At 74.7% G+C, this 19,385-nt stretch carries 14 protein-coding genes and 1 pseudogene; 10 read left to right on the forward strand and 5 right to left on the reverse strand.

Annotated elements, in window-relative coordinates:
• Positions 1-115: 115 nt before the first annotated feature.
• Genes iolD through iolC form a run of 4 tightly spaced genes read right to left on the reverse strand, consistent with a single transcriptional unit; the run spans position 116 to position 4,741 of the window.
• Positions 116-1,975, reverse strand: a complete 1,860-nt coding sequence (gene iolD / locus ACSNN7_RS24755; protein WP_436683333.1) for a 3D-(3,5/4)-trihydroxycyclohexane-1,2-dione acylhydrolase (decyclizing) — start codon at positions 1,973-1,975, stop codon at positions 116-118.
• Positions 1,975-2,877 (reverse strand): 5-deoxy-glucuronate isomerase, encoded by a 903-nt coding sequence (iolB, locus tag ACSNN7_RS24760; RefSeq protein WP_436683334.1) that lies wholly within the window; start codon positions 2,875-2,877, stop codon positions 1,975-1,977. The genes iolD and iolB overlap by 1 nt, the downstream gene beginning before the upstream one ends.
• Complete coding sequence (locus tag ACSNN7_RS24765; RefSeq protein WP_436683335.1) at positions 2,874-3,761, reverse strand: Cgl0159 family (beta/alpha)8-fold protein; 888 nt, start codon at positions 3,759-3,761, stop codon at positions 2,874-2,876. The genes iolB and ACSNN7_RS24765 overlap by 4 nt, the downstream gene beginning before the upstream one ends.
• On the reverse strand, positions 3,758-4,741 hold the full coding sequence (iolC, locus tag ACSNN7_RS24770) for a 5-dehydro-2-deoxygluconokinase (protein WP_436683336.1): 984 nt from the start codon (positions 4,739-4,741) through the stop codon (positions 3,758-3,760). Before iolC ends, ACSNN7_RS24765 begins: the two co-directional genes overlap by 4 nt.
• Positions 4,742-4,928: 187 nt before the next feature.
• Between iolC and ACSNN7_RS24775 the strand changes: the two genes are divergently transcribed.
• The 9 genes from ACSNN7_RS24775 (at position 4,929) to ACSNN7_RS24815 (ending at position 16,186) form a co-directional block, all read left to right on the forward strand.
• A complete protein-coding gene (locus tag ACSNN7_RS24775; protein ID WP_436683337.1) occupies positions 4,929-5,666 on the forward strand; it encodes a GntR family transcriptional regulator in 738 nt (245 codons plus the stop codon).
• Positions 5,667-5,816: 150 nt separating this feature from the next.
• Complete coding sequence (locus tag ACSNN7_RS24780) at positions 5,817-7,214, forward strand: extracellular solute-binding protein (RefSeq protein ID WP_436683338.1); 1,398 nt, start codon at positions 5,817-5,819, stop codon at positions 7,212-7,214.
• A 4-nt stretch (positions 7,215-7,218) separates the two neighbouring features.
• On the forward strand, positions 7,219-8,136 hold the full coding sequence (locus ACSNN7_RS24785; protein WP_436683339.1) for a carbohydrate ABC transporter permease: 918 nt from the start codon (positions 7,219-7,221) through the stop codon (positions 8,134-8,136).
• Positions 8,133-9,011 carry a carbohydrate ABC transporter permease gene (locus ACSNN7_RS24790; RefSeq protein ID WP_436683340.1) on the forward strand — a complete coding sequence of 293 codons (879 nt, stop codon included), beginning with the start codon at positions 8,133-8,135 and terminating at the stop codon, positions 9,009-9,011. Before ACSNN7_RS24785 ends, ACSNN7_RS24790 begins: the two co-directional genes overlap by 4 nt.
• Positions 9,011-10,147 carry an ABC transporter ATP-binding protein gene (locus tag ACSNN7_RS24795; RefSeq protein WP_436683341.1) on the forward strand — a complete coding sequence of 379 codons (1,137 nt, stop codon included), beginning with the start codon at positions 9,011-9,013 and terminating at the stop codon, positions 10,145-10,147. Before ACSNN7_RS24790 ends, ACSNN7_RS24795 begins: the two co-directional genes overlap by 1 nt.
• A 3-nt stretch (positions 10,148-10,150) precedes the next feature.
• Positions 10,151-11,359 (forward strand): CehA/McbA family metallohydrolase, encoded by a 1,209-nt coding sequence (locus ACSNN7_RS24800; protein WP_436683342.1) that lies wholly within the window; start codon positions 10,151-10,153, stop codon positions 11,357-11,359.
• Positions 11,350-12,261: a sugar phosphate isomerase/epimerase family protein gene (locus ACSNN7_RS24805; protein WP_436683343.1), complete on the forward strand. Its 912-nt coding sequence runs from the start codon at positions 11,350-11,352 to the stop codon at positions 12,259-12,261. Before ACSNN7_RS24800 ends, ACSNN7_RS24805 begins: the two co-directional genes overlap by 10 nt.
• Positions 12,258-13,406, forward strand: a complete 1,149-nt coding sequence (locus tag ACSNN7_RS24810) for a Gfo/Idh/MocA family protein (RefSeq protein ID WP_436683344.1) — start codon at positions 12,258-12,260, stop codon at positions 13,404-13,406. The genes ACSNN7_RS24805 and ACSNN7_RS24810 overlap by 4 nt, the downstream gene beginning before the upstream one ends.
• The gene (locus tag ACSNN7_RS24815; RefSeq protein WP_436683345.1) at positions 13,403-16,186 is read left to right on the forward strand and encodes a hypothetical protein; all 2,784 of its coding nucleotides are present in this window, start codon (positions 13,403-13,405) and stop codon (positions 16,184-16,186) included. The genes ACSNN7_RS24810 and ACSNN7_RS24815 overlap by 4 nt, the downstream gene beginning before the upstream one ends.
• Before the next feature lie 39 nt (positions 16,187-16,225).
• Here the strand turns inward: ACSNN7_RS24815 and ACSNN7_RS24820 are convergent, their stop codons facing one another.
• A complete protein-coding gene (locus ACSNN7_RS24820) occupies positions 16,226-18,229 on the reverse strand; it encodes a GTP-binding protein (protein ID WP_436683346.1) in 2,004 nt (667 codons plus the stop codon).
• Between the two features lie 262 nt (positions 18,230-18,491).
• Between ACSNN7_RS24820 and ACSNN7_RS24825 the strand changes: the two are divergent.
• A pseudogene (locus ACSNN7_RS24825) lies at positions 18,492-19,385 on the forward strand (hypothetical protein); the annotation flags it as partial.

Below are 19,385 nucleotides of genomic sequence, written 5' to 3' on the forward strand. Positions count from 1 at the left end.
CCCCCCCCCCCCCCCCCCCCCCCCCCCGCCCCGGGTGCCGCCCCACACGGCACCCGGGGCCCGCGTCGGCTTGCGGCGCCCCGGCGGGTCCGGGGCGGCGTGCAGGTCCCGCCGCTCAGGGAGCCGGATCGCCCGCCACGCCGGGGGTACGACGAGCCTTGCGCCCGGCCTCGTACGCGGCCCGGGCGGTCCGCACCTGCGCGACGGTGGAGACCTCGGCGACCGGTACGTCCCACCAGGCCCCGCCGTCCGGGCCCGCCTCGAACGGGTCGGTCTCGACGTGCACGACGGTGGTGCGGTCCGCCGCCCGGGCGGTCGCCAGCGCGGCCCGCAGCTGGGCCGTGGTGGTCACCCGGATCAGGTCCGCGCCGAGGCTCGCCGCGTTGGCGCCCAGGTCGACCGGGAGCCGGCCGCCGGTCCGGTCCCGGTAGGCGGTGCCGAGGCGCTGCGCGCCGACGCTCTCGGAGAGCCGGCCGATCGAGGCGAAGCCCTGGTTGTCCACCAGCACCACGACCAGCTTCACGCCTTCGGCCACCGCGGTGGCCAGCTCGGTCGGCAGCATCAGGTAGGAGCCGTCGCCGACCAGCACGAAGACCTCGCGGTCCGGCGCGGCCAGCTTCACCCCGATCCCGCCCGGGATCTCGTAGCCCATGCACGAGTAGCCGTACTCGACGTGGTAGCTCTTCGGGTCGGCGCTGCGCCACAGCCGGTGCAGGTCGCCGGGCATCGACCCGGCGGCGCAGACCACCACGTCGCGCGGTCCGGCGGCGTCGTTGACCGCGCCGATCACGGCGGTCTGGGTGGGCCGCGCGTCGGGCTCGGCGTGCCGGGCCCGGTCCGCCACGGCCGTCCACCGCGCGGTCAGCTCCGCCACCGCCGCCCGGTACGCCGCGCCGGTGCCCCAGCCCGCGCACGCCGCGTCGAGCGCCGTCAGGCTCTCCCGGGCGTCCCCGACGACCTGCAGGCCGGAGAGCTTCGCGGCGTCGAAGCCGGTGACGTTGAGGTTGACGAACCGGGCGTCCGCGCCGAAAAGGGTGCCGGAGGCGGTGGTGAAGTCGCTGTAGCGGGTGCCGACCCCGATCACCAGGTCGGCGGCGGCGGCGATCTCGTTGGCGGCGGTGGTGCCGGTGACCCCGACGGCACCGAGCGCCAGCGGGTGCCCGTGCGGCAGGGCACCCGTGCCGGCCTGCGTCTCGGCGACCGGCACGCCGTGTTCCTCGGCGAAGCGGCGCAGCGCGTCGCCCGCCCCGCTGTAGATCACCCCGCCGCCGGCCACCATCAGCGGCCGGCGCGCCGCGGTGACGGCCCGGGCGGCCCGGGCGACGGCCGAGGCGTCCGGGCGGGGCCGGGGCACGTGCCAGGTTCGTTCGGTGAACAGCTCCGCCGGCCAGTCGTACGCCTCGGCCTGCACGTCCTGCGGCAGGGCGAGGGTGACCGCGCCGGTCTCCGCCGGATCGGTCAGCACCCGCATCGCGGCCAGCAGCGCCGCCGGCAACTGCTCCGGGCGGTTGATCCGGTCCCAGTAGCGCGAGACCGGCCGCAGCGCGTCGGTGACGCTGACGTCGTACGAGCGCGGGTCCTCCAGCTCCTGCAGCACCGGGTTGGCCACCCGGGTGGCGAAGATGTCGCCGGGGAGCAGCAGCACCGGCAGCCGGTTGACGGTGGCGCCGGCCGCCCCGGTGACCAGGTTGGTCGCGCCGGGGCCGATGGAGGTGGTGCAGGCCAGGGTGCTGAGCCGGTCGGTCATCCGGGCGTACGCCGCGGCGGTGTGCACCATGCCCTGCTCGGTGCGGCACAGGTGGTACGGCAGCTCCGCGCCGGCCGGACCGGCCAGCGCCTCCCCGATCCCGGCGACGTTGCCGTGACCGAAGATGCCGAAGCACGCCGGGATCAGCCGCCGCCGCACCCCGTCGCGTTCTGAGAACTGCCGGGCGAGGAAGGTCACCAGCGCCTGCGCCACCGTCAGCCGGGGCATCACGCCTCCCGCGTCGTCGGGCCGGTCAGCGGCAGCCGCGGGTCGACCGGCTGCTGCGCCCAGCCGTCCCGGATCCAGTGGTGCCGAGGATCGTCCACACAGGCCATCGTCCGCGCCGGGGCGGGACCGGCCAGCACGTTGAGGTAGTACAGGTGGTACCCGGGCGCGGCCATCGACGGGCCGTGGTAGCCGTACGGGACGAGCACCACGTCCCCGCCGCGCACCTCGGCGAGCACGTCGATCGGCCGCCGGGTGGTGCCGTAGACGCGCTGGTACCCGACCGGGCCGCCGGCGTCTCCGGGCTCCCCGCCGGCGACCTCGAAGTAGTAGATCTCCTCCAGCTCCGCCTCGGCCCGCCCGTCGTCGTGGGTCCGGTCCTCCTCGTGCTTGTGCGGCGGGTAGGACGACCAGTTGCCGCCGGGGGTTAGCACCTCCACGGCGACCAGCCGGTCGCAGTCGAAGGCCTCCGGGGCGCAGAAGTTGTTCACCTGTCGGCTGGCCGGTCCCGCGCCGCGCAGCTCGACCGGCACGTCCCGGGCGGCAGCGTAGCGCGGTGAGAGCCGGCGGGTGGCGCGGGCCGACGGCAGGGCGAAACGGCCCTCGCCCCGCACCGTCACCGTCGCGTCGCGGGGCAGGTAGGCGAAGTCGGTGACCGCGGCGAAGACCGACGGACGGCCGGCCAGGGTGAGCCGTACCCCGTCGCAGTGCACGGTCGCGGCGCCGGCCAGCGGCAGGACCAGCATCTCCTCGTCGCCGGTGTCGAAGGTGACCGCGCCGCCGGCGGGCAGGGTGAGCACCCGCAGGCCGGCGTAGCGCCAGCCGGCCCGCTCGGGGGTGACCTCCAGCGCCCAGGGCGCCCGGGCGGTCGTACCCCAGGGCAGGTGCGCCTCGGCGGCGCTCACGCGCCCTGCCCGGCGGGCAGCAGCGACCCGGCCAGGTCCACCGCGGCGGCCACGTCGTCGTCGGGTGGGTAGAGCAGCGCCCGGCCGACCACCAGGCCGCGCACGCCGGGCAGCCGCAACGCCCGGGCCCACCGCGCGTACACCGCGTCCGGCGCCTCCACCGGGTCGCCGCCGAGCAGCAGGACCGGCAGGGTGGTCGCGGCGACGACCCGCTCCATCTCGTCGATCGCCGGCAGCTTCAACCAGGTGTACGCGGAGGTGGCGCCGAGCGCCTGGCCGACGCTGACGCCCTTGATCACGGCTTCGGGGCGCAGGTCGGCGTGCACCCGGCCGCCGGTGCGGGCCACCCAGAGCGGCTCGACGAGGGCGACCGTCCGGTGGGCCGCCAGCGCGGTGACCGCCCGGGCGCAGGCCTGCAGGGTCGGGGCGGTGCCCGGGTCGTCCGGGTCGATGCGGCAGAGCATCTTGCCGCCGTCGTAACGCATCGCGGCGATGCTGTCGGCGTCGTACGCGGTGAACCGGTCGTCGAGTTCGAAGGTGGCGCCGGAGAGGCCGCCGCGGTTCATCGAGCCGATGGCCAGGCGGTCCTCCAGGGCGCCGAGCAGCAGCAGGTCCTCCAGGATGTCCGGGGTGCCGAGCACCCCGTCGACGCCGGGCCGGGACAGCGCCAGGCGCAGCCGGTCGAGCAGGTCGGCGCGCCCGGCCATGGCCATCGGCCGGTCCCGGACGCCGAGGGCACCGCGGGCGGGGTGGTCGGCGGCGATGATGAACAGCGGTCGCCCGTGGTCGGGCCAGGTTCGGCGGGTCCGCCCGGCGGCGGCCTCGGCGATCGCCTGTGGCCGGTGGGCGCGGGTGAGGGTCAGCGCGTCGTACTCGGTGCTCACCGGTCTTCTCCTCCCACGGCGGCGGTCGACGACGCCGGTTCCGACTGGACGGCTCGGGCCAGCGCCGCGGTCTCGGCGAGATCGGGCATGGCGGCGGAACAGGCCAGGCGGGAGGCGACGATGGCGCCGGCGGCGTTGGCGAAGCGCAGCGTCCGCTCCAGCGGCCAGTCGCGCAGCAGCCCCAGGCAGAGCGCGCCGCCGAACGCGTCGCCGGCGCCGAGGCCGTTCACCACCGTCACCGGCACCGGCGGTACCCGGACGGTCTCGGTGCGGGTACGGGCCAGCACCCCGGCCGGGCCGAGCTTCACCACCGCCAGCTCGGGCCCGCGGTCGAGCAGCAGCCCGGCGGCCCGCTCGGCATCCCGGGTGCCGACGGCGATCTCCACCTCGTCGAGGTTGCCGACCGCCACGGTGACCTGCGGCAGCGCCTCGGCGACCGCGGCGGTGGCCGCCGCCGGGCCGGCCCAGAACATCGGCCGGTAGTCCAGGTCGAGCACGGTGTGCCGGCGCCCGGCGCGGACGGCCAGCGCGGCGGCGTGGGCGTCCCGGCTCGGCTGCTGGCACAGACCGGTGCCGGTGAGCCAGAAGACCCGGGCCGCGGCGATCGCGTCGGCGTCCAGCTCCTCCGGGCGGATCTGCAGGTCGGGGGCGGTCGGCGTGCGGTAGAACCAGAGCGGGAAGTCGTCCGGCGGGAAGATCTCGCAGAAGGTCACCGGGGTGGGCAGGTTGTCGACCGGGTGGACCTGGCTGTCGTCGACGCCGAAGTCGCGCAGCGCCCGGTGCACGTACGCGCCGAACGCGTCGGCGCCGGTACGGGTGATCACGCCGGCGCGCAGCCCCTGCCGGCTCGCGGCGACGGCCACATTGGTGGGACTGCCGCCGAGGAACTTGCCGAACGTCTCGACCTCGGCCAGCGGCGTGCCGATCTGCAACGGATAGATGTCCACCCCGACCCGGCCGATGGTGAGCACATCGAGCATGCGGCGTCCTTCGCTCCGGCCGGCGACGCCGTGCCCCGCCGACACTGTCCCTGATTGGTAACAGCGCTCTACGAGTTCTGTCAATGTGTTGTCATGACATCCGCCCTCTGCGAGCGGTGACCGCTTGGGTACAGTGGCGCCCATCATCGTGCCCCGAGATCCCGCGCGTGCCCAGCGAGGAGGTGCCGTGACCGGCCCCGAGATCGCGGTCGACCGGAGCAGCCCGGTCCCGCTCTACTTTCAGGTCGCGGAGCAGTTCGCCGCGGCGATCCAGCGCGGCGACCTGGCGCCCGGCGACCGCCTCGACAGCGAGTTGCAGCTCGCCGACCGGCTCGGGCTGTCCCGCCCGACCGTGCGACAGGCGATCCAGCACCTGGTCGACAAGGGACTGATCGTGCGCCGCCGCGGGGTGGGCACCCAGGTGGTGCGCGGCGAGGTGCGCCGGGCGGTGGAGCTGACCAGTCTCCACGACGACCTCCTGCGCGCCGGCCAGGCGCCGTCGACCTCGGTGCTCGAACTGGCCACCGTGGCCTGCCCGCCCGAGGTCGCCACGGCGCTCGGCGTACCGGCCGGCGGCGAGGTGCAGCACCTGCGCCGGCTGCGGTTCTCCGACGGCGAACCCCTCGCCGTGATGGAGAACTGGCTCCCGCCCGACGTGGTGCGGCTGAGCATGGACGCGCTGCAGGCCAAGGGCCTGTACGCGATCCTGCGCGCCGCCGGCATGCGCATCCGCGGTGCCCACCAGCGGATCGGCGCGCGGGCGGCGACCGCCGCCGAGGCGCAGATGCTCGGCGAGCGGCGGGGCGCGCCGCTGCTGACCATGACCCGCACCGCGTACGACGACCAGGGCCGGTACGTGGAGCACGGCGCGCACATCTACCGGGCCAGCCGTTACTCGCTCGAGGTGACCGTCGCCGAGCGGTGACGGTGGATGTTTCGCGCTCATTTCAGTGACAGGTATTTACGTCGTCAAGCTGTCATGACATTGTGGCCGCAAGCACCGCCGGCGGCGGACGTGCGGCCGGCGGGCGACCCGCGAGTCTCTTCGAAGTCTCCTTGCGAAGGGAAGCAGCCCATGACATCCAAGCCGAGACACGCAGCGGGCGTGCTCGCCGCGTTCACCGCCGTCGCCCTCGCCGTCACCGCCTGCGGCGACTCGTCCGAGCCCGCCGGCAAGGACGCCAAGAACATCACCCTCACCATCTCCGCCAACTCCATCGTGGGCGGCAAGAACTCCGCCGGCGCCGAGTGGATCGAGAAGTGGGTCATCCCCAAGTTCGTCGAGGCGCAGAAGGCCAAGGGCGTCACCGCCAAGGTCACCTTCGTGCCCAGCGGCGTCGACGACGAGCAGTACAAGACCAAGCTGGCCCTGGACCTGCGCTCCAAGGGCGGCGCCGACGTCGTCGCCGTGGACGGCATCTGGGTCGGCGAGTTCGTCCAGGCCGGTTACCTCAAGCCACTGTCCGAGGTGGCCGGTGGCCAGGCCGACTCCTGGGAGGGCTGGTCGCAGATCCCGGAGACCGTGCAGGGCCTCGGCAGCTTCGAGGACAAGCGCTACGGCATCCCGCTGGGCACCGACGGCCGGGTCCTCTACTACAACAAGAAGCTCTTCGCCCAGGCCGGCCTGCCCGCCGACTGGCAGCCGAAGAGCTGGCAGGAGATCCTCGACGCCGGCGCCAAGCTCAAGGCGCTGCCCGGGGTCACGCCGATCCAGATCAACGCCGGCACCGCGATGGGCGAGGCGACCTCGATGCAGGGCGCGCTGCCGCTGCTGGCCGGCGCCGGCGGGGAGATCTACAAGGACGGCAAGTGGGCCGGCGCCAGCCAGCCGGTCAAGGAAGTGCTCGACTTCTACACCAAGGTCTACGGCGGCGGCCTGGGCGACCCCAAGCTGCAGCAGGAGGCGAAGGGACGCGACAAGTCCTTCGCCGAGTTCGCGGCCGGCAAGATCGGCATCCTGGCCGAGGGCGACTACTTCTGGCGCAGCGTCATCAACCCGAGCACCGGCATCGCCAAGATGGCCGACCGGAACACCACCGTCGGGTTCGCGATGATCCCCGCCAAGCAGCCCGGCGCCGGCATCCGCGGGCAGGACTTCGTCAGCATGTCCGGCGGCGGGGTGCGGGTGCTGAACCCGAACTCCAAGTTCCCGTCCCAGGCCTGGGAGCTGCTGGCCTTCATGCACTCGGCGGAGGCGGTCAAGGCCGAACTCGCCGGCGAGGCACGGATCACCGCGCGGATGGACGTCAACAAGGAGGTCCTCGCGGGCGACCCGATGCTGAGCTTCGTCACCGAGAAGGTGCTGCCGGTGACCGCGTACCGGCCGCCGCTGGCGGTGTACCCGCAGGTGTCGGTGGCGCTGCAGGAGGCGACCGCCGCCGCGGCGTCGGGCACGAGCGCCGACGAGGCGGCCGGCGCGTACCAGAAGAAGGTCGAAGGGATCGTCGGTGGCCCGGGTAACGTCACCTCCTGACCAGGTGGTGGAGGGGAGGCGCCCGGAGACGGGCGCCTCCCCGGCCCCCGACGCCGCCGGCCTGGGCCGGGCCCGGGCCACCGGGTTCCTGGTGCCCAGCATGGTGCTGATCCTGCTCTTCCTGGTGGTGCCCGCCGCCTGGACGATCTACCTGGGTGTCACCAACTACCGGCTGACCGGCCTGGCCGCCGCCAACCCGGAGATCGTCGGGCTGGACAACTACACCCGCGCCCTGGGCGACGAGCGGTTCACCAACTCGCTGGTGCTGACCCTGCAGTTCGTGCTCGGCTCGGCGGTCATCGGCCAGGCCGGGCTCGGGTTCGCCATCGCCTTCGCGCTGCGCGACCGCCGCGGCCCGCTGCGCCGGGTCGTCGAGGCGTTCGTCCTGCTCTCCTGGATCCTGCCCAGCTCGGTGGTGGCCTTCCTCTGGATCGCCCTGCTCGACCGCGACGGCGGCACCCTGAACACGCTGCTCGGCATCCCGGGCACCGCCTGGCTGCTCGACCATCCGATGCTGTCGATCATCATCTTCAACACCTGGCGCGGCACCGCTTTCTCGATGATGCTCTACGCCGCCGCCCTGGAGAACGTGCCCCGCTCCCACCTGGAGACCGCCCGGCTGGCCGGCGCGTCCACCTGGCAGCAACTGCGCGACGTGGTCTTCCCCCGCATCCGCGGGCACGTGCTGACGAACCTGCTGCTGATCAGCCTCTGGACGTTCAACGACTTCGCGCCGTTCCTGATCACCGCCGGCGGCCCGGAGCAACGCTCGGAGATCCTGCCGGTCTACGTCTACAAGGTGGCGCTCTCCGGCGGCGAGCTGGGCTTCGGCGCCGCGATCTCGTTCGTCATGCTGCTGATCAACCTGGTCATCGCGCTGGTCTACCTGCGCCTGCTGGGCCGGCGGAAGGAGGCGGCATGAGCAGCGCGACCACCACGGCACCCGCGCCGGCCACCGATCCGAAGGCCGGCAGCGAAGCCGTCCGGCACCTGCTCGGCCGGATCGCCCGCTACGTCTTCCTCTGCACCGTCCTCGCGTTCTTCGCGCTGCCGCTGCTCTGGCTGGCGACCGCCCCGTTCGACGACACCCCGACCATCACCGCGTCGCTGCCGCAGTTCACCCTGGACAACTTCCGCACCCTGCTGGACAACCCGTACGCGCTCAGCTCGCTGCTCAACTCCGTCTACCTGGCCGGCGGCACCGCGGCGCTGGTGGTGACGTTCGGCGCGCTGGCCGCGTACGCGCTGAGCCGGGTCCGGGTGCCCGGCCGCGACGCGCTGCTCTACGGGCTGCTGCTGCTCTCGTCGATCGTGACCGGCACGGCCACCATGGTGCCGCTGTTCGAGCTGGCGTTCCGGCTCAACCTGATCGACTCCCGGCTCGGCGTGATCCTGATCCTCACCGGCGGGCTGCTGCCCGCGGCGATCTTCATCCTGAAGGACTTCATGGACGCCACCCCGACGTCCTACGAGGAGTCCGCGCGGGTCTTCGGCGCCAGCCCGTTGCAGATCATGCGGCACATCGTGGTGCCGGTGGTCCGCCCCGGCCTGGCCACCGTCGGGGTGTGGGCGGTCGCCAACGTCTGGGGCAACTTCCTGGTGCCGTTCCTGCTGCTGCGCGGCCCGGAGAAGGCCCCCGCCGCGGTGATCATGTACACCCTCTACACCGAGGGCGGGCAGGCCGACCTGCGGCTGCTCTCCACCTTCTCGCTGCTCTACTCGCTGCCGGTGGCGCTCATGTTCGTCTTCGTCAGCAGCCGGTACGGATTCCGCTTCCACGGAGGGATCAAGCGCTGATGTCCGCCATCACCATGCGCGACCTGACCAAGGTCTACCCCAACGGGGTGCGGGCCCTGGACGCCCTCGACCTGGAGATCGCCGACGGGGAGTTCTTCGCGCTGCTCGGCCCGTCCGGCTGCGGCAAGACCACCCTGCTGCGCACCATCGCCGGGCTGGAGGTGGCCTCCGGCGGCAGCGTACGCATCGGCGAGCGCACCGTCACCGACCTGCCGCCCGGGAAGCGGGACGTGGCGATGGTCTTCCAGGACTACGCGCTCTTCCCGCACATGACCGTGCAGGAGAACATCGCGTACCCGCTGCGGATCAAGAAGGTGGACCGCCGGGGCCGCGCGGAGAAGGCGGCCGAGACCGCCGACGAGCTGGGCCTGTCCGCGCTGCTGCACCGCCGGCCGGGGCAGCTCTCCGGCGGTCAGCAGCAGCGGGTCGCGCTGGCCCGGGCGATGGCCTGCCACCCGCAGGTCTTCCTCCTCGACGAGCCGCTGTCCAACCTCGACGCCCGGCTGCGGCTGGAGGCGCGTACCTTCCTCAAGCGGCTGCAACGCGAACTGGGCGTCACCACCGTCTTCGTCACCCACGACCAGGCCGAGGCGCTCGCGCTCGCCGACCGGATCGCCGTGATGGAGGGCGGCCGGATCCGGCAGGTCGGCACGCCGACCGAGGTGTTCCGCCGGCCCGCCAACACCTTCGTCGCCGGGTTCATCGGCTCCACCCCGATGAACCTGGTCGACGCCGAGGTGCAGGACGGCGAACTGGCCGTCGCCGGGGCGCGGCTGCCGATCCCCGACGACCTCCGGTGCCGGGTCGACGCCGGCGAGAAGCTCGTCTACGGGGTACGGCCCGAGTACCTGGACTACTCGGCGGAGCCGGTGCCGGGGGCGCTGAGCGGGCAGGTGGTCGTGGTGGAGAACCTCGGCAGCTTCTCGCTGGTCTCCCTCGACGTGGCCGGCGGAGGCGCCGCCGCGGTGGCGGGGACCAGCGTCCAGGTTGTCGTGGCGGAGGGGCGCGAACCCGCACCCGGCGACACCGGCTGGGTGGTGCCCCGGCCCGGCCGGTCACTGCTCTATCGCGACGGCGAGCTGGTCAGCGGCGCGGCGACGGCCGTGCCCGCGGCGCGTACCGGCACGGAGCGGTGAGCCATGGTGGTGCACCGGGGCAGGTGGACGCCGGCGGACCGCGCCGAGAACGTGCTGCGGCCGCTGCCGGTCACCGTGCCGCCGGGCACCGCCGCGCTCACCGTCCGGCTCGACTATCCCCGGCAGGCCGGGGTGCTCGACCTCGGCTGCGTCGGGCCGGCCGGTTTCCGGGGCTGGTCGGGTGGCGCCCGCGACGGCTACACGGTGGCCGCCGACTGGGCCACCCCCGGCTACCTGCCGGGTGAGCTGGAGCCCGGTGAGTGGCAGGTCCTGCTCCGGCTGCACCGGATCCCGCCGGAGGGCCTCGACTACGAGGTCACCGCCACCACCAGCACCACCCGGCCGGACGCCCCGACGCCGCCACCGGCGCCACCGCGCCCCGAGCGCCCGCCGCGCCGCGCCCTGCCCGAGGTGGCCGGCCGGCGCTGGATCGCCGGGGACCTGCACGCGCACACCGTGCACAGCGACGGCGCGGGCACCATCGACGAACTGGCCGCCCTGGCCGCGGCCCGGGGCCTGGACTTCCTCGCCGTCACCGACCACAACACCGTCAGCCACCACCCGTCGCTGCCGGCCGCCTCGGCCCGGTACGGGCTGACCCTGCTGCCCGGGCAGGAGGTGACCACCGACCGGGGGCACGCCAACGTGTTCGGCCCGGTCGGCTGGGTCGACTTCCGGCAGCCGCCCGACGACTGGCTGGCCACCGCGGAGCGGGCTGGCGGCGTGATGTCGGTCAACCACCCCCTCGGCGGGGACTGCGCGTGGCGGCAGCCGCTGACCAGGCGTACCCGGCTGGCCGAGGTGTGGCACTCCGGCTGGTGGGACCGGACCTGGGGCGCCCCGCTGGCCTGGGCGCGGGCCTGGCGCCCGGACGTGGTGCCGGTCGGCGGCAGCGACTTCCACCGACCCGGCGACGACGCACCGCCCGGCTCCCCCACCACCTGGCTGCTGGTCGACGCCGACCGCGAGCCGGCGGACGCCGTGCTCGACGCGCTGCGGGCCGGGCGTACCGCCGTGTCCGCCGGTCCCGACGCGCCGCTGCTGCTGCGCCTCGGCGACGAACTGCTCGCCCTGGACGCCGACGGCCTGCTGCTCGGCTGTCCCGACGGCAGCCACCGCGTCGTGACCGGCGACCGGTGCCTCCTCCCGGCCGGCGACGGCCTGCACGTCCTGGAGTCCCACCGCATGGAGGTGATCGCACTGTGCAGCTGAGCGGACGCACCCGGGTGGCCGGCGCACCGGTCAACCACGGCATCTACCGGCCCGACGACCGGCTCCTCGGCCCGGACGACCTGCTGGCGGCCCTGTCCCGCGACGGATACGACGGGGTGGACTCCGGACCGATCGGCTACCTCGGCACCGGCGCGGCGCTGGCCGGCCGGCTCGGGGCGACCGGCATCGGGCTCGCCGGTGGCTGGGTCGACCTGCGCTACACCGACCCGGACGGCTTCGGCGCGGACCTGGTCCAGCTCGACGCGGCGCTGGACGTGTTCACCGCCGTACCGGTCGACGATCCCCGGTTCGCGCCCCGGCCCACCCTGGCCTGCCCGGGCAACCCCGGACGGATGGCCCGGCCCGGCACCCCGCCCGACCTGACCTCGGTGCTGCCGGCCACCGCCTGGCCGGAGTTCGCGGCCCGGGTGCAGCAGGCCGCCGACCGGTGCCGGGACCGGGGCCTGGAACCGGTGTTCCACTACCACCTCGGCACCGACGTGGAGACCGAGGCCGAGGCCGACCGGCTGCTCGAACTGACCGACATCGCGGTCTGCCTGGACACCGGGCACCTGCTGCTGGCCGGCGGGGACCCGGTCGCGGCGGTCAGCCGGTGGGCCGGCCGGATCGGGCAGGTGCACCTGAAGGACGCCGACCTGGCCGTCCACGAGCGGGTCCGGGCGGCCGGCGGTGGCCTCGCCGACGTGGTCGCCGCCGGCGGTTTCTGCACGCTGGGCACCGGTGACGTCGACTTCGCCGGGGTGCTGGCCAACCTCGACGCGATCGGCTACACCGGCTGGCTGGTGATCGAACAGGACGCACCGGCACAGGGACGGGACCTCGACCGGACGCTGGCCGACCAGCACGCCAACCGCCGTTGGCTGGCGGAGGCGCTGCGATGACCGAACCCGGCAAGCGGATCCGGATTGCGGTCGCCGGACTGGGCGTCATCGCCCGTACGGTGCACCTGCCGCTGCTGCAACGCCGCGCGGACCTGTTCGAGATCGTCGCGCTGGGCGACCTCTCCCCGGCCCGGGTGGCCGAGCTGGGCGGCCGGTACGGCGTCGAGCCCGGCCGCCGGTACACCGACGCCGCCGCGATGCCGGCCGACGGCGGGTACGACGCGCTGCTGCTGGCGACCTCCGGCTCGCACGGTGAGCTGGCCGCGGCGGCGCTGCGCGCGGGCCTGCCGGTGCTCTGCGAGAAGCCGCTGGCCTACACGCTGGCGGAGGCGGCCCGCCTCACCGAGCTGAGCGGCAGCGCGCCCGCGCTGATGGTCGGCTACATGAAGCAGTACGACCCGGCGGTGGCCGAGGCCGTCCGCCTGCTCGACGAGTGGGGCGGCGCCGAGCGGGTCCACGCGGTGGAGGTGACCGTGCTGCACGCCGGCGGCGACGGGCAGCTCGCCTTCGCCAACCTGCCGCCGGCCCCCACCGACGTGCCGCCCGGGGCGGTGGCCCGGCTGCGCGCCGCGGACGCCGCGCTGCTCGACGCCGCGGTCGGCGCCGACCCCGGCGCGCGCACCCTCTACCAGATCCTGATCAACAGCATCTCCCACGACCTGTCCCTGCTGCGGCTCTTCACCGGGGCACCGGCCACCGTGGAGCACGTCGCGACCTGGCCGCTGGCGACGGACGGGCCGGCGGAGCCGTCGGTGGAGATCAGCGGGCGGCTGCCGGGCGGGGCCCGCTACGGCATCCGCTGGCTCAACCTGCCCGACTACCCGGCCTACCGGGAGACGGTGACCCTGCACCACGCCCGGGGATCGCTGGAGCTGGTGTTCCCGTCGCCGTACCTGCTCAACGCGCCCACCACGCTGACCGTGGTGGAGTCGCACGCAGGCGGCGAGCGGCGGGCGGCGTTCCGGTCGGTGACCGAGGCGTTCGAGCAGGAGCTGGTCGCCTTCCACGCGATGGTCACCGCGGGCGCGCCACCGCTGACCGGGATCGCCGAGGGCGCGAGCGACGTACGGACCAGCCAACAGGTGGTGCGCCGCTTCGGTGAGCTGACCGGGGCGGCGATCGGCGGAGAGGCGGCCAGCTCATGACACGACCGACCGACATCATCGTGGTGCCGCACACGCACTGGGACCGGGAGTGGTACGAGCCGTTCCAGCGGTTCCGGCTGCGGCTGGTGGCGCTGCTCGACGACGTGTTCGACCGGATGGAGGGTGACGAGCGGCAGCGGTTCACCCTCGACGGGCAGCTCGCCGCGGTGGACGACTACCTGGAGGTCCGCCCGGAGCGGCGCGAGCAGGTGATCGCCCTGGTCCGGGCCGGCCGGCTGGCGGTCGGGCCGTGGCAGATCCTGCTCGACGAGTTCCTCTGCTCCGGCGAGAACATCGTCCGCAACCTGGAACGCGGGCTGACGCGCAGCGCCGAGCTGGGCGGTGCCATGCCGGTCGGCTACCTGCCCGACATGTTCGGCCACGTCGCCCAGATGCCGCAGCTCCTGGCCGGGGCCGGGCTGGCGCACGCCTGCGTGTTCCGCGGCGTACCCGACCGGGTCCGCAGCCACGCGTTCGCCTGGCAGGCCCCGGACGGCACCACGGTCCGCACCGAGTACCTGCCCGGCGGGTACGGCAACGCCGCCGGTCTGCTGGACGGCGCCGCGCTGGTCACCCGACGCGCCGCCGACCTGGCCGCCCGGCTCGGCGGCTGGCGGCCCGAGGGCGCCGACGGACCGGTCCTCGCCATGTACGGCACCGACCACGCGGCGCCCGCCCCGGACGCTCCCGACCTGCTGGCCGCCGCGGACCTCGACGGCACCCGGCTGCGGCTCGGCACCCTCGCCGAGTACTTCGCCACCCAGCCGACCACGGTGGCCGGACTGCCCACCGTACGCGGGGAGCTGCGCTCGCACGCCCGGGCGAACATCCTGCCCGGCGTGATCTCCGTACGCGCCCATCTGAAGCAGGCGATGGGTCGCGCCGAGCGCCGGGTCGAGCGGTACGCCGAACCCCTCGCCGCGCTCTGGCACGACCCGTCGGTGCAGCGCTTCCTGGACATGGCGTGGACCCGGCTGATCGACGCGAGCTGCCACGACTCGGTGACCGGGTGCGGCTGCGACGAGACCGCCGAGCAGGTGGCCGCCCGGCTGGCCGAGGCCGACCAGCTCGGCCGGGCGGTCTGTGACCTGGTGGGTGCCCGGCTGGCCGCCGCCGTGCCGCGCGACGGGTACCTGGTGTTCAACCCCAGCCCGGCCGCCCGGACCGCGCTGGTACGCCTCGACGTCGAGGCGCCCGACGGCGCGGTGAAGGTGACCGGCGCGGACGGCACGACGCGCCTGGCGCAGGTCCTCGACCGGGCCCCGACGCTGCTCGCCGACGACGTGGTGCCGGCCGCCGGCCTGCCCGCCGTGCTCACCCGGGTCCACGGCCGGGAGCTGTACGGCCAGGAGGTCACCCGATGGTCGGTGTCGCCGGCGGACGCCACCCTCACCTTCGAGGTGGCCCGGCACGGCGACCCCGCCTTCGACGTGGAGGACGTCAAGCTGGCGTTGGCCGGAGCGGGGCAGCCGGAGCGGTGGCGGGTCCGCATCGTCGCCGCGCCCCGGCTGAGCGTCGCCGCGCTGGTCGACGTGCCCGCCCTCGGTCACACCGCGATCCGCCCGGTGCCGGCCGGCGCGGCGCTCGGCACCGACGCGGACGCCGCGCTGCCGGCCGGCGGGGCCGCACTCCCCCGGCCGGTCACCGTCGCCGACCGGAGCCTGGACAACGGGCTGCTCCGCGTCGACGTCGCCGAGGACGGCACGCTGCGGCTGGCCACCCCGGACGGCGTGGTGGTGGACGGGGTGGGCCGGATCGTCGACGGCGGCGACGTGGGCGACAGCTACAACTACGCCCCGCCGGCCGCCGACGAGCTGGTCGACAAGCCCCGCGCGGTACGCACGGTGGTGCGGCACACCGGCCCGCTGGTCGCCGTCGTCGACGTGGTGCGCGAGTACCGCTGGCCGGTGGCGGCCGACGTGGACGCCGGCTGTCGCGTAGTGGACCGGGAGCCGGTGGTGGTCACCACCCGGGTCGAGCTGCGCGCGGGCGAGCGCTTCGCCCGGCTGCGCGTCGCGTTCGACAACCGCTGCGACGACCACCGGGTCCGGCTGCACCTGCCGCTGCCGTCCCCGGCCCGCGCGTCGTACGCCGAGGGCCAGTTCGCGGTGGTGGAGCGCGGGCTGACCGCGGAGGGCGGCGGCGGCGAGGTGCCGCTGCCGACGTTCCCGGCGTCCGGGTTCGTGGCCGCCGGCGGGCCGGAGGGCGCGCTGGCGGTGCTGCTGACCCAGCCCACCGAGTACGAGCTGACAGACGCCGGCCGCGAGCTGGCGGTGACGGTGCTGCGGTCGATCGGGATGCTGTCGCGCAACCGGCACGCCCTGCGCGACGAGCCGGCCGGCCCGCAGCTGCCCACCCCGATGGCGCAGTGCCGGGGCGAGCGGACCGTCGAGCTGGCGGTACTGCCGTTCCGGGGCGAGTGGCACGCGGCGGGGGTGACCGAGGCGGCCGAGGCGTACCGGCACGAGCTGCTGGCCTTCGCCGGCACCGGGCAGCCGTCCACCGCGCTGCCGGACCCGGCCACCGGACTCGCCGTGACCGGCCCGGGGGTCGTGCTCACCAGCGTCCGGGACCGGCAGGGCCGGGTGGAGGTACGGGTGGTGGCCGAGACCCCCACCGGCACCGACGCGGTGATCGGGGCCGGGCGGGCGGTCCGGGGAGCCTGGCGGGCCGACCTGCTCGGCCGGCCGGGTGACCCGCTGACCGTCGGCGCCGACGGGCTGGTCCGGCTGCCGTTGCGCGCCTGGGAGATCGCCACGGTGCAGCTCGACCTGGCCTGAGCGGCACGGCGTGACGGGTGCCCCCGCCCGGGGCACCCGTCACCGCTCGCCGCGCCGCGTGACGACCCGGCGGGCGACGGCCAGCAGGTACTCCTTGCGGTCGGTGGGGTTGTGGTCGGTGCGGGGGCGGGTGGGCGGCTCGCCGCGTACCGGGCGGTGGTGGTCGAAGGTGGACTCGAAAATTCCCTCGCCGCGGGTCAGCTCCGGCAGCCGCCGCTCCACCGCGTGCACCCGCCGCGCCGGAACGTCGCCCTCGACCACGTACGACGAGCCGTGCGCCAGCGTCGTGTGCGGCACGGCGTCCAGCCTGGCCAGCGCGGGCAGTACGACGTTGAGCACGTCGCCCGGCGTCTCCAGCCGGAACCGGTGCATCGGCTCCTCCACCCGGGTGCCCGCGCGTCGCAGCGCCGCCATGAGCACCAGCGGGGTGAGGTGGCGGAAGTCCCCGGCCGTGCTGGACATGCTCTTGTCGAAGGTGCCGTGGGAGTGGCTCTGCCGGGCCCAGTACCCGGCGTGGGTCATGGTGACCTCGCAGTCGAGGACCTGCCAGCCGTGCGGTCCCTGGCGCAGGGTCTCGCGGACCGTCTCCTCGACCGCGGTGAAGAAGGCCGGCGGCATCGAGCCGAGTTCGACGCCGAGCCGGAAGCGGAATCCGCCGCCGGCCGGCCGGGGCGCCACCCGCAGGCCCACGGTGGCCAGGAACGGGTTGGGCGCCATGCCGATCAGTTCGGCCGCCGCCCCGGTGCCGACCAGCCGTTCCACGAAGACCGTCGTCGTCTCCCGGAAGCCGACCGCCACGCCGTACTCCTCGGCGAGGGTCGCCTGGATGACCTCCTTCTGGACCTCGCCGTAGAGCGAGACGGTGATCTCCCGCCGGATCGGGTCGACCCGCACGTCGATCAGCGGATCCTGCTCGGCGAGCTCGCCGAGCGCGGTGTGCAGGGCGGCCCGGTCCGCCTCCCGCTCGGGCACCACGACGGTCTCCAGGCTGGGCAGGGCGAAGTGCCGGCTGCCGGTGGGCCGCGCCGCCCCGACCGGGTCGCCGATCCGGACCTCCCCGAGCCCGCGGAGCAGGGCGATCCGGCCGGCGGTGACCGCGTCGGCGCGGACGGTCGCGCCCCGGTCGAAGACCTCGATCCCGGTGACCGTGGCGACCCGCCCCGCACCGACGGGCAGCCGGTCCCGCACCCGTACGGTGCCGGCGAAGAGCCGGACGTAGGCGATCCGCTCGCCGGAGGAACCCCGGGCCACCTTGAACACGGTGCCGGCGGGCGGGCCGTCGGCACCGTCCTCGGCCACCGGCAACAGCTCGGTCAGGCCGGCGATCAGCGGTGCCACGCCCGCGCCGGTGATGGCGGAGCCGGCGAAGACCGGATGGACCAGCGCCTGGCGGGTCTGCCCGGCGAGTGCCTGGCGCAGCCGCCGCCCGGTCAGCCGCCGCTCGTCCTCGACGTACTCGGCCAGCAGCGCGTCGTCGTGCGCGGTGAGCAGGTCGCGCAGCCGCCGGGTGAAGCCGGGGTCGGTGTCGGGATGGGGTACGCACGCAGCCGCCGCCGTGCCGGCCGCGTGCACGACGCCGGTCGCCACCACCGCGGGAGTGAGCCGGGCGGCGATGTCGCGCAGCACCCGTTCGGGGTCGGCGCCGGCCCGGTCGACCTTGTTGACGAAGATCAGGGTCGGCAGGCGCAGCCGCTGGAGTGTCCGCATCAGCACCCGGGTCTGGGCCTGCACGCCCTCGACGGCGGAGACCACGAGCACCGCGCCGTCGAGCAGGCCGAGGACGCGTTCCACCTCGGCGATGAAGTCCGGGTGGCCGGGCGTGTCGATGAGGTTGACGGTGACGCCGTCGACGACGAAGGAGACCACCGCGGCGCGGATGGTGATGCCGCGTTGCCGTTCGAGGGCGAGCGAATCGGTGCGGGTCGTACCGTCGTCCACGCTGCCGAGGTCGTCGACGACGCCGACGGCGTGCAGCAGGCGTTCGGTCAGGCTGGTCTTGCCGGCGTCAACATGCGCGAGGATGCCGATGTTCAAGGTCTTCACGAAGCGTCATGTCCTTCGGGCGAATGATCATTGCCAGACGGTTGGACATGAACGCAGCGCGCATTTCGGGACCTCTCGGATCGGTTGCGGTGACCCGCCCAGTCGACCAGCGCCTCCAGCGGTGGGCAACCGATTAACACCTTCGGGGCCGTCGGGCAAAATTTCTCCTTTCGCAGCTAAAGGTGCGCATCGCTCATCTGCGCGTGTCCTGCCTCGACGGGGCGTGGTTGTACTCGACGTGACGCCACAATCACCCAGCACCATGACGGTTCGGGCAGCGACGCCCGGATGGCGGCTCACCTGGGCGCGTCGCGAGAACGCGCGCCGGCGGCGCGCGTTCGACAGCGGCACCGCGGCCTGGCAGCGGGACCACGACCACCTGCTGCGGCTGCGGATCGAGGCCGCCGGCTTCCACGGGTACGCGCAGCCGCGCGACACCCTGCCGGTGGAGCTGGGCCACGACGAGGTCGTCTACCGGGTGCTGCCGGCGGTGGACCTGGTCGAGGCCGAGGCGCGGCACATCGCCGGACTGCCCACGCCGGAGCTGACGGTCGCGTCCGCCGCTCTCCATCCGTCCGATCGCGGGCTGCCGACCGGCCTGCGAGTCGTCGACGCGGGCCTGGCCGTGGTGACCGACCGCCGGGTCGCGTTCTCGGGGCGCACCGGCCGGCGCGAGTGGACGTACGAGGACCTGGTGGGCCCGGCCCACCACCCCGACGTCTCCCTCACCCTGCTGCACACCACCGACGGGAGTCCCCTCGCCGGGCTGCGGGTGCCGGCCGGCGCCACGGTGAACTTCCGCTTCTACCTGACCCTCGCGGTCGCCGCCGCCACCGGCCGGCGTGCCGCCGTCGCCGCGCAGGTGGACGCCCTGCTGGCCGGCCACCAGCGCAGGCGGCCGACGCCACCGGCACCGGCCGACCCCGGCCGGGCCCCGCTGACCGCGCTGCGCCACGACCGGGTGGCGGTCGCCGCCGCCGTCGTCGCGGTGGCGTTCGCGACGCTGACCGCCGGGGCGTCCTCGACCGAGCAGGCCGGCCCGGCGTACCAGGCGACCCTGGGCGGCGCGAGCGGCGCGGCTGCCACCGACGCGCCGCCCGCCGTGGACGACACCGCCCCGCGCCCACCGGCGGCGGGCGTGCCGGCGGGTGTGGTG

The organism is Micromonospora sp. URMC 105, assembly GCF_051386295.1.
Lineage (GTDB): Bacteria > Actinomycetota > Actinomycetes > Mycobacteriales > Micromonosporaceae > Micromonospora.

Coding starts and splice junctions, on each gene's coding strand:
- iolD (WP_436683333.1), bottom strand. CDS start 1,975: ATGCCCCGGCTGACGGTGGCGCAGGCGCTGGTGACCTTCCTCGCCCGG.
- iolC (WP_436683336.1), bottom strand. CDS start 4,741: ATGCTCGATGTGCTCACCATCGGCCGGGTCGGGGTGGACATCTATCCG.
- ACSNN7_RS24780 (WP_436683338.1), top strand. CDS start 5,817: ATGACATCCAAGCCGAGACACGCAGCGGGCGTGCTCGCCGCGTTCACC.
- ACSNN7_RS24790 (WP_436683340.1), top strand. CDS start 8,133: ATGAGCAGCGCGACCACCACGGCACCCGCGCCGGCCACCGATCCGAAG.
- ACSNN7_RS24795 (WP_436683341.1), top strand. CDS start 9,011: ATGTCCGCCATCACCATGCGCGACCTGACCAAGGTCTACCCCAACGGG.
- ACSNN7_RS24800 (WP_436683342.1), top strand. CDS start 10,151: ATGGTGGTGCACCGGGGCAGGTGGACGCCGGCGGACCGCGCCGAGAAC.
- ACSNN7_RS24810 (WP_436683344.1), top strand. CDS start 12,258: ATGACCGAACCCGGCAAGCGGATCCGGATTGCGGTCGCCGGACTGGGC.
- ACSNN7_RS24815 (WP_436683345.1), top strand. CDS start 13,403: ATGACACGACCGACCGACATCATCGTGGTGCCGCACACGCACTGGGAC.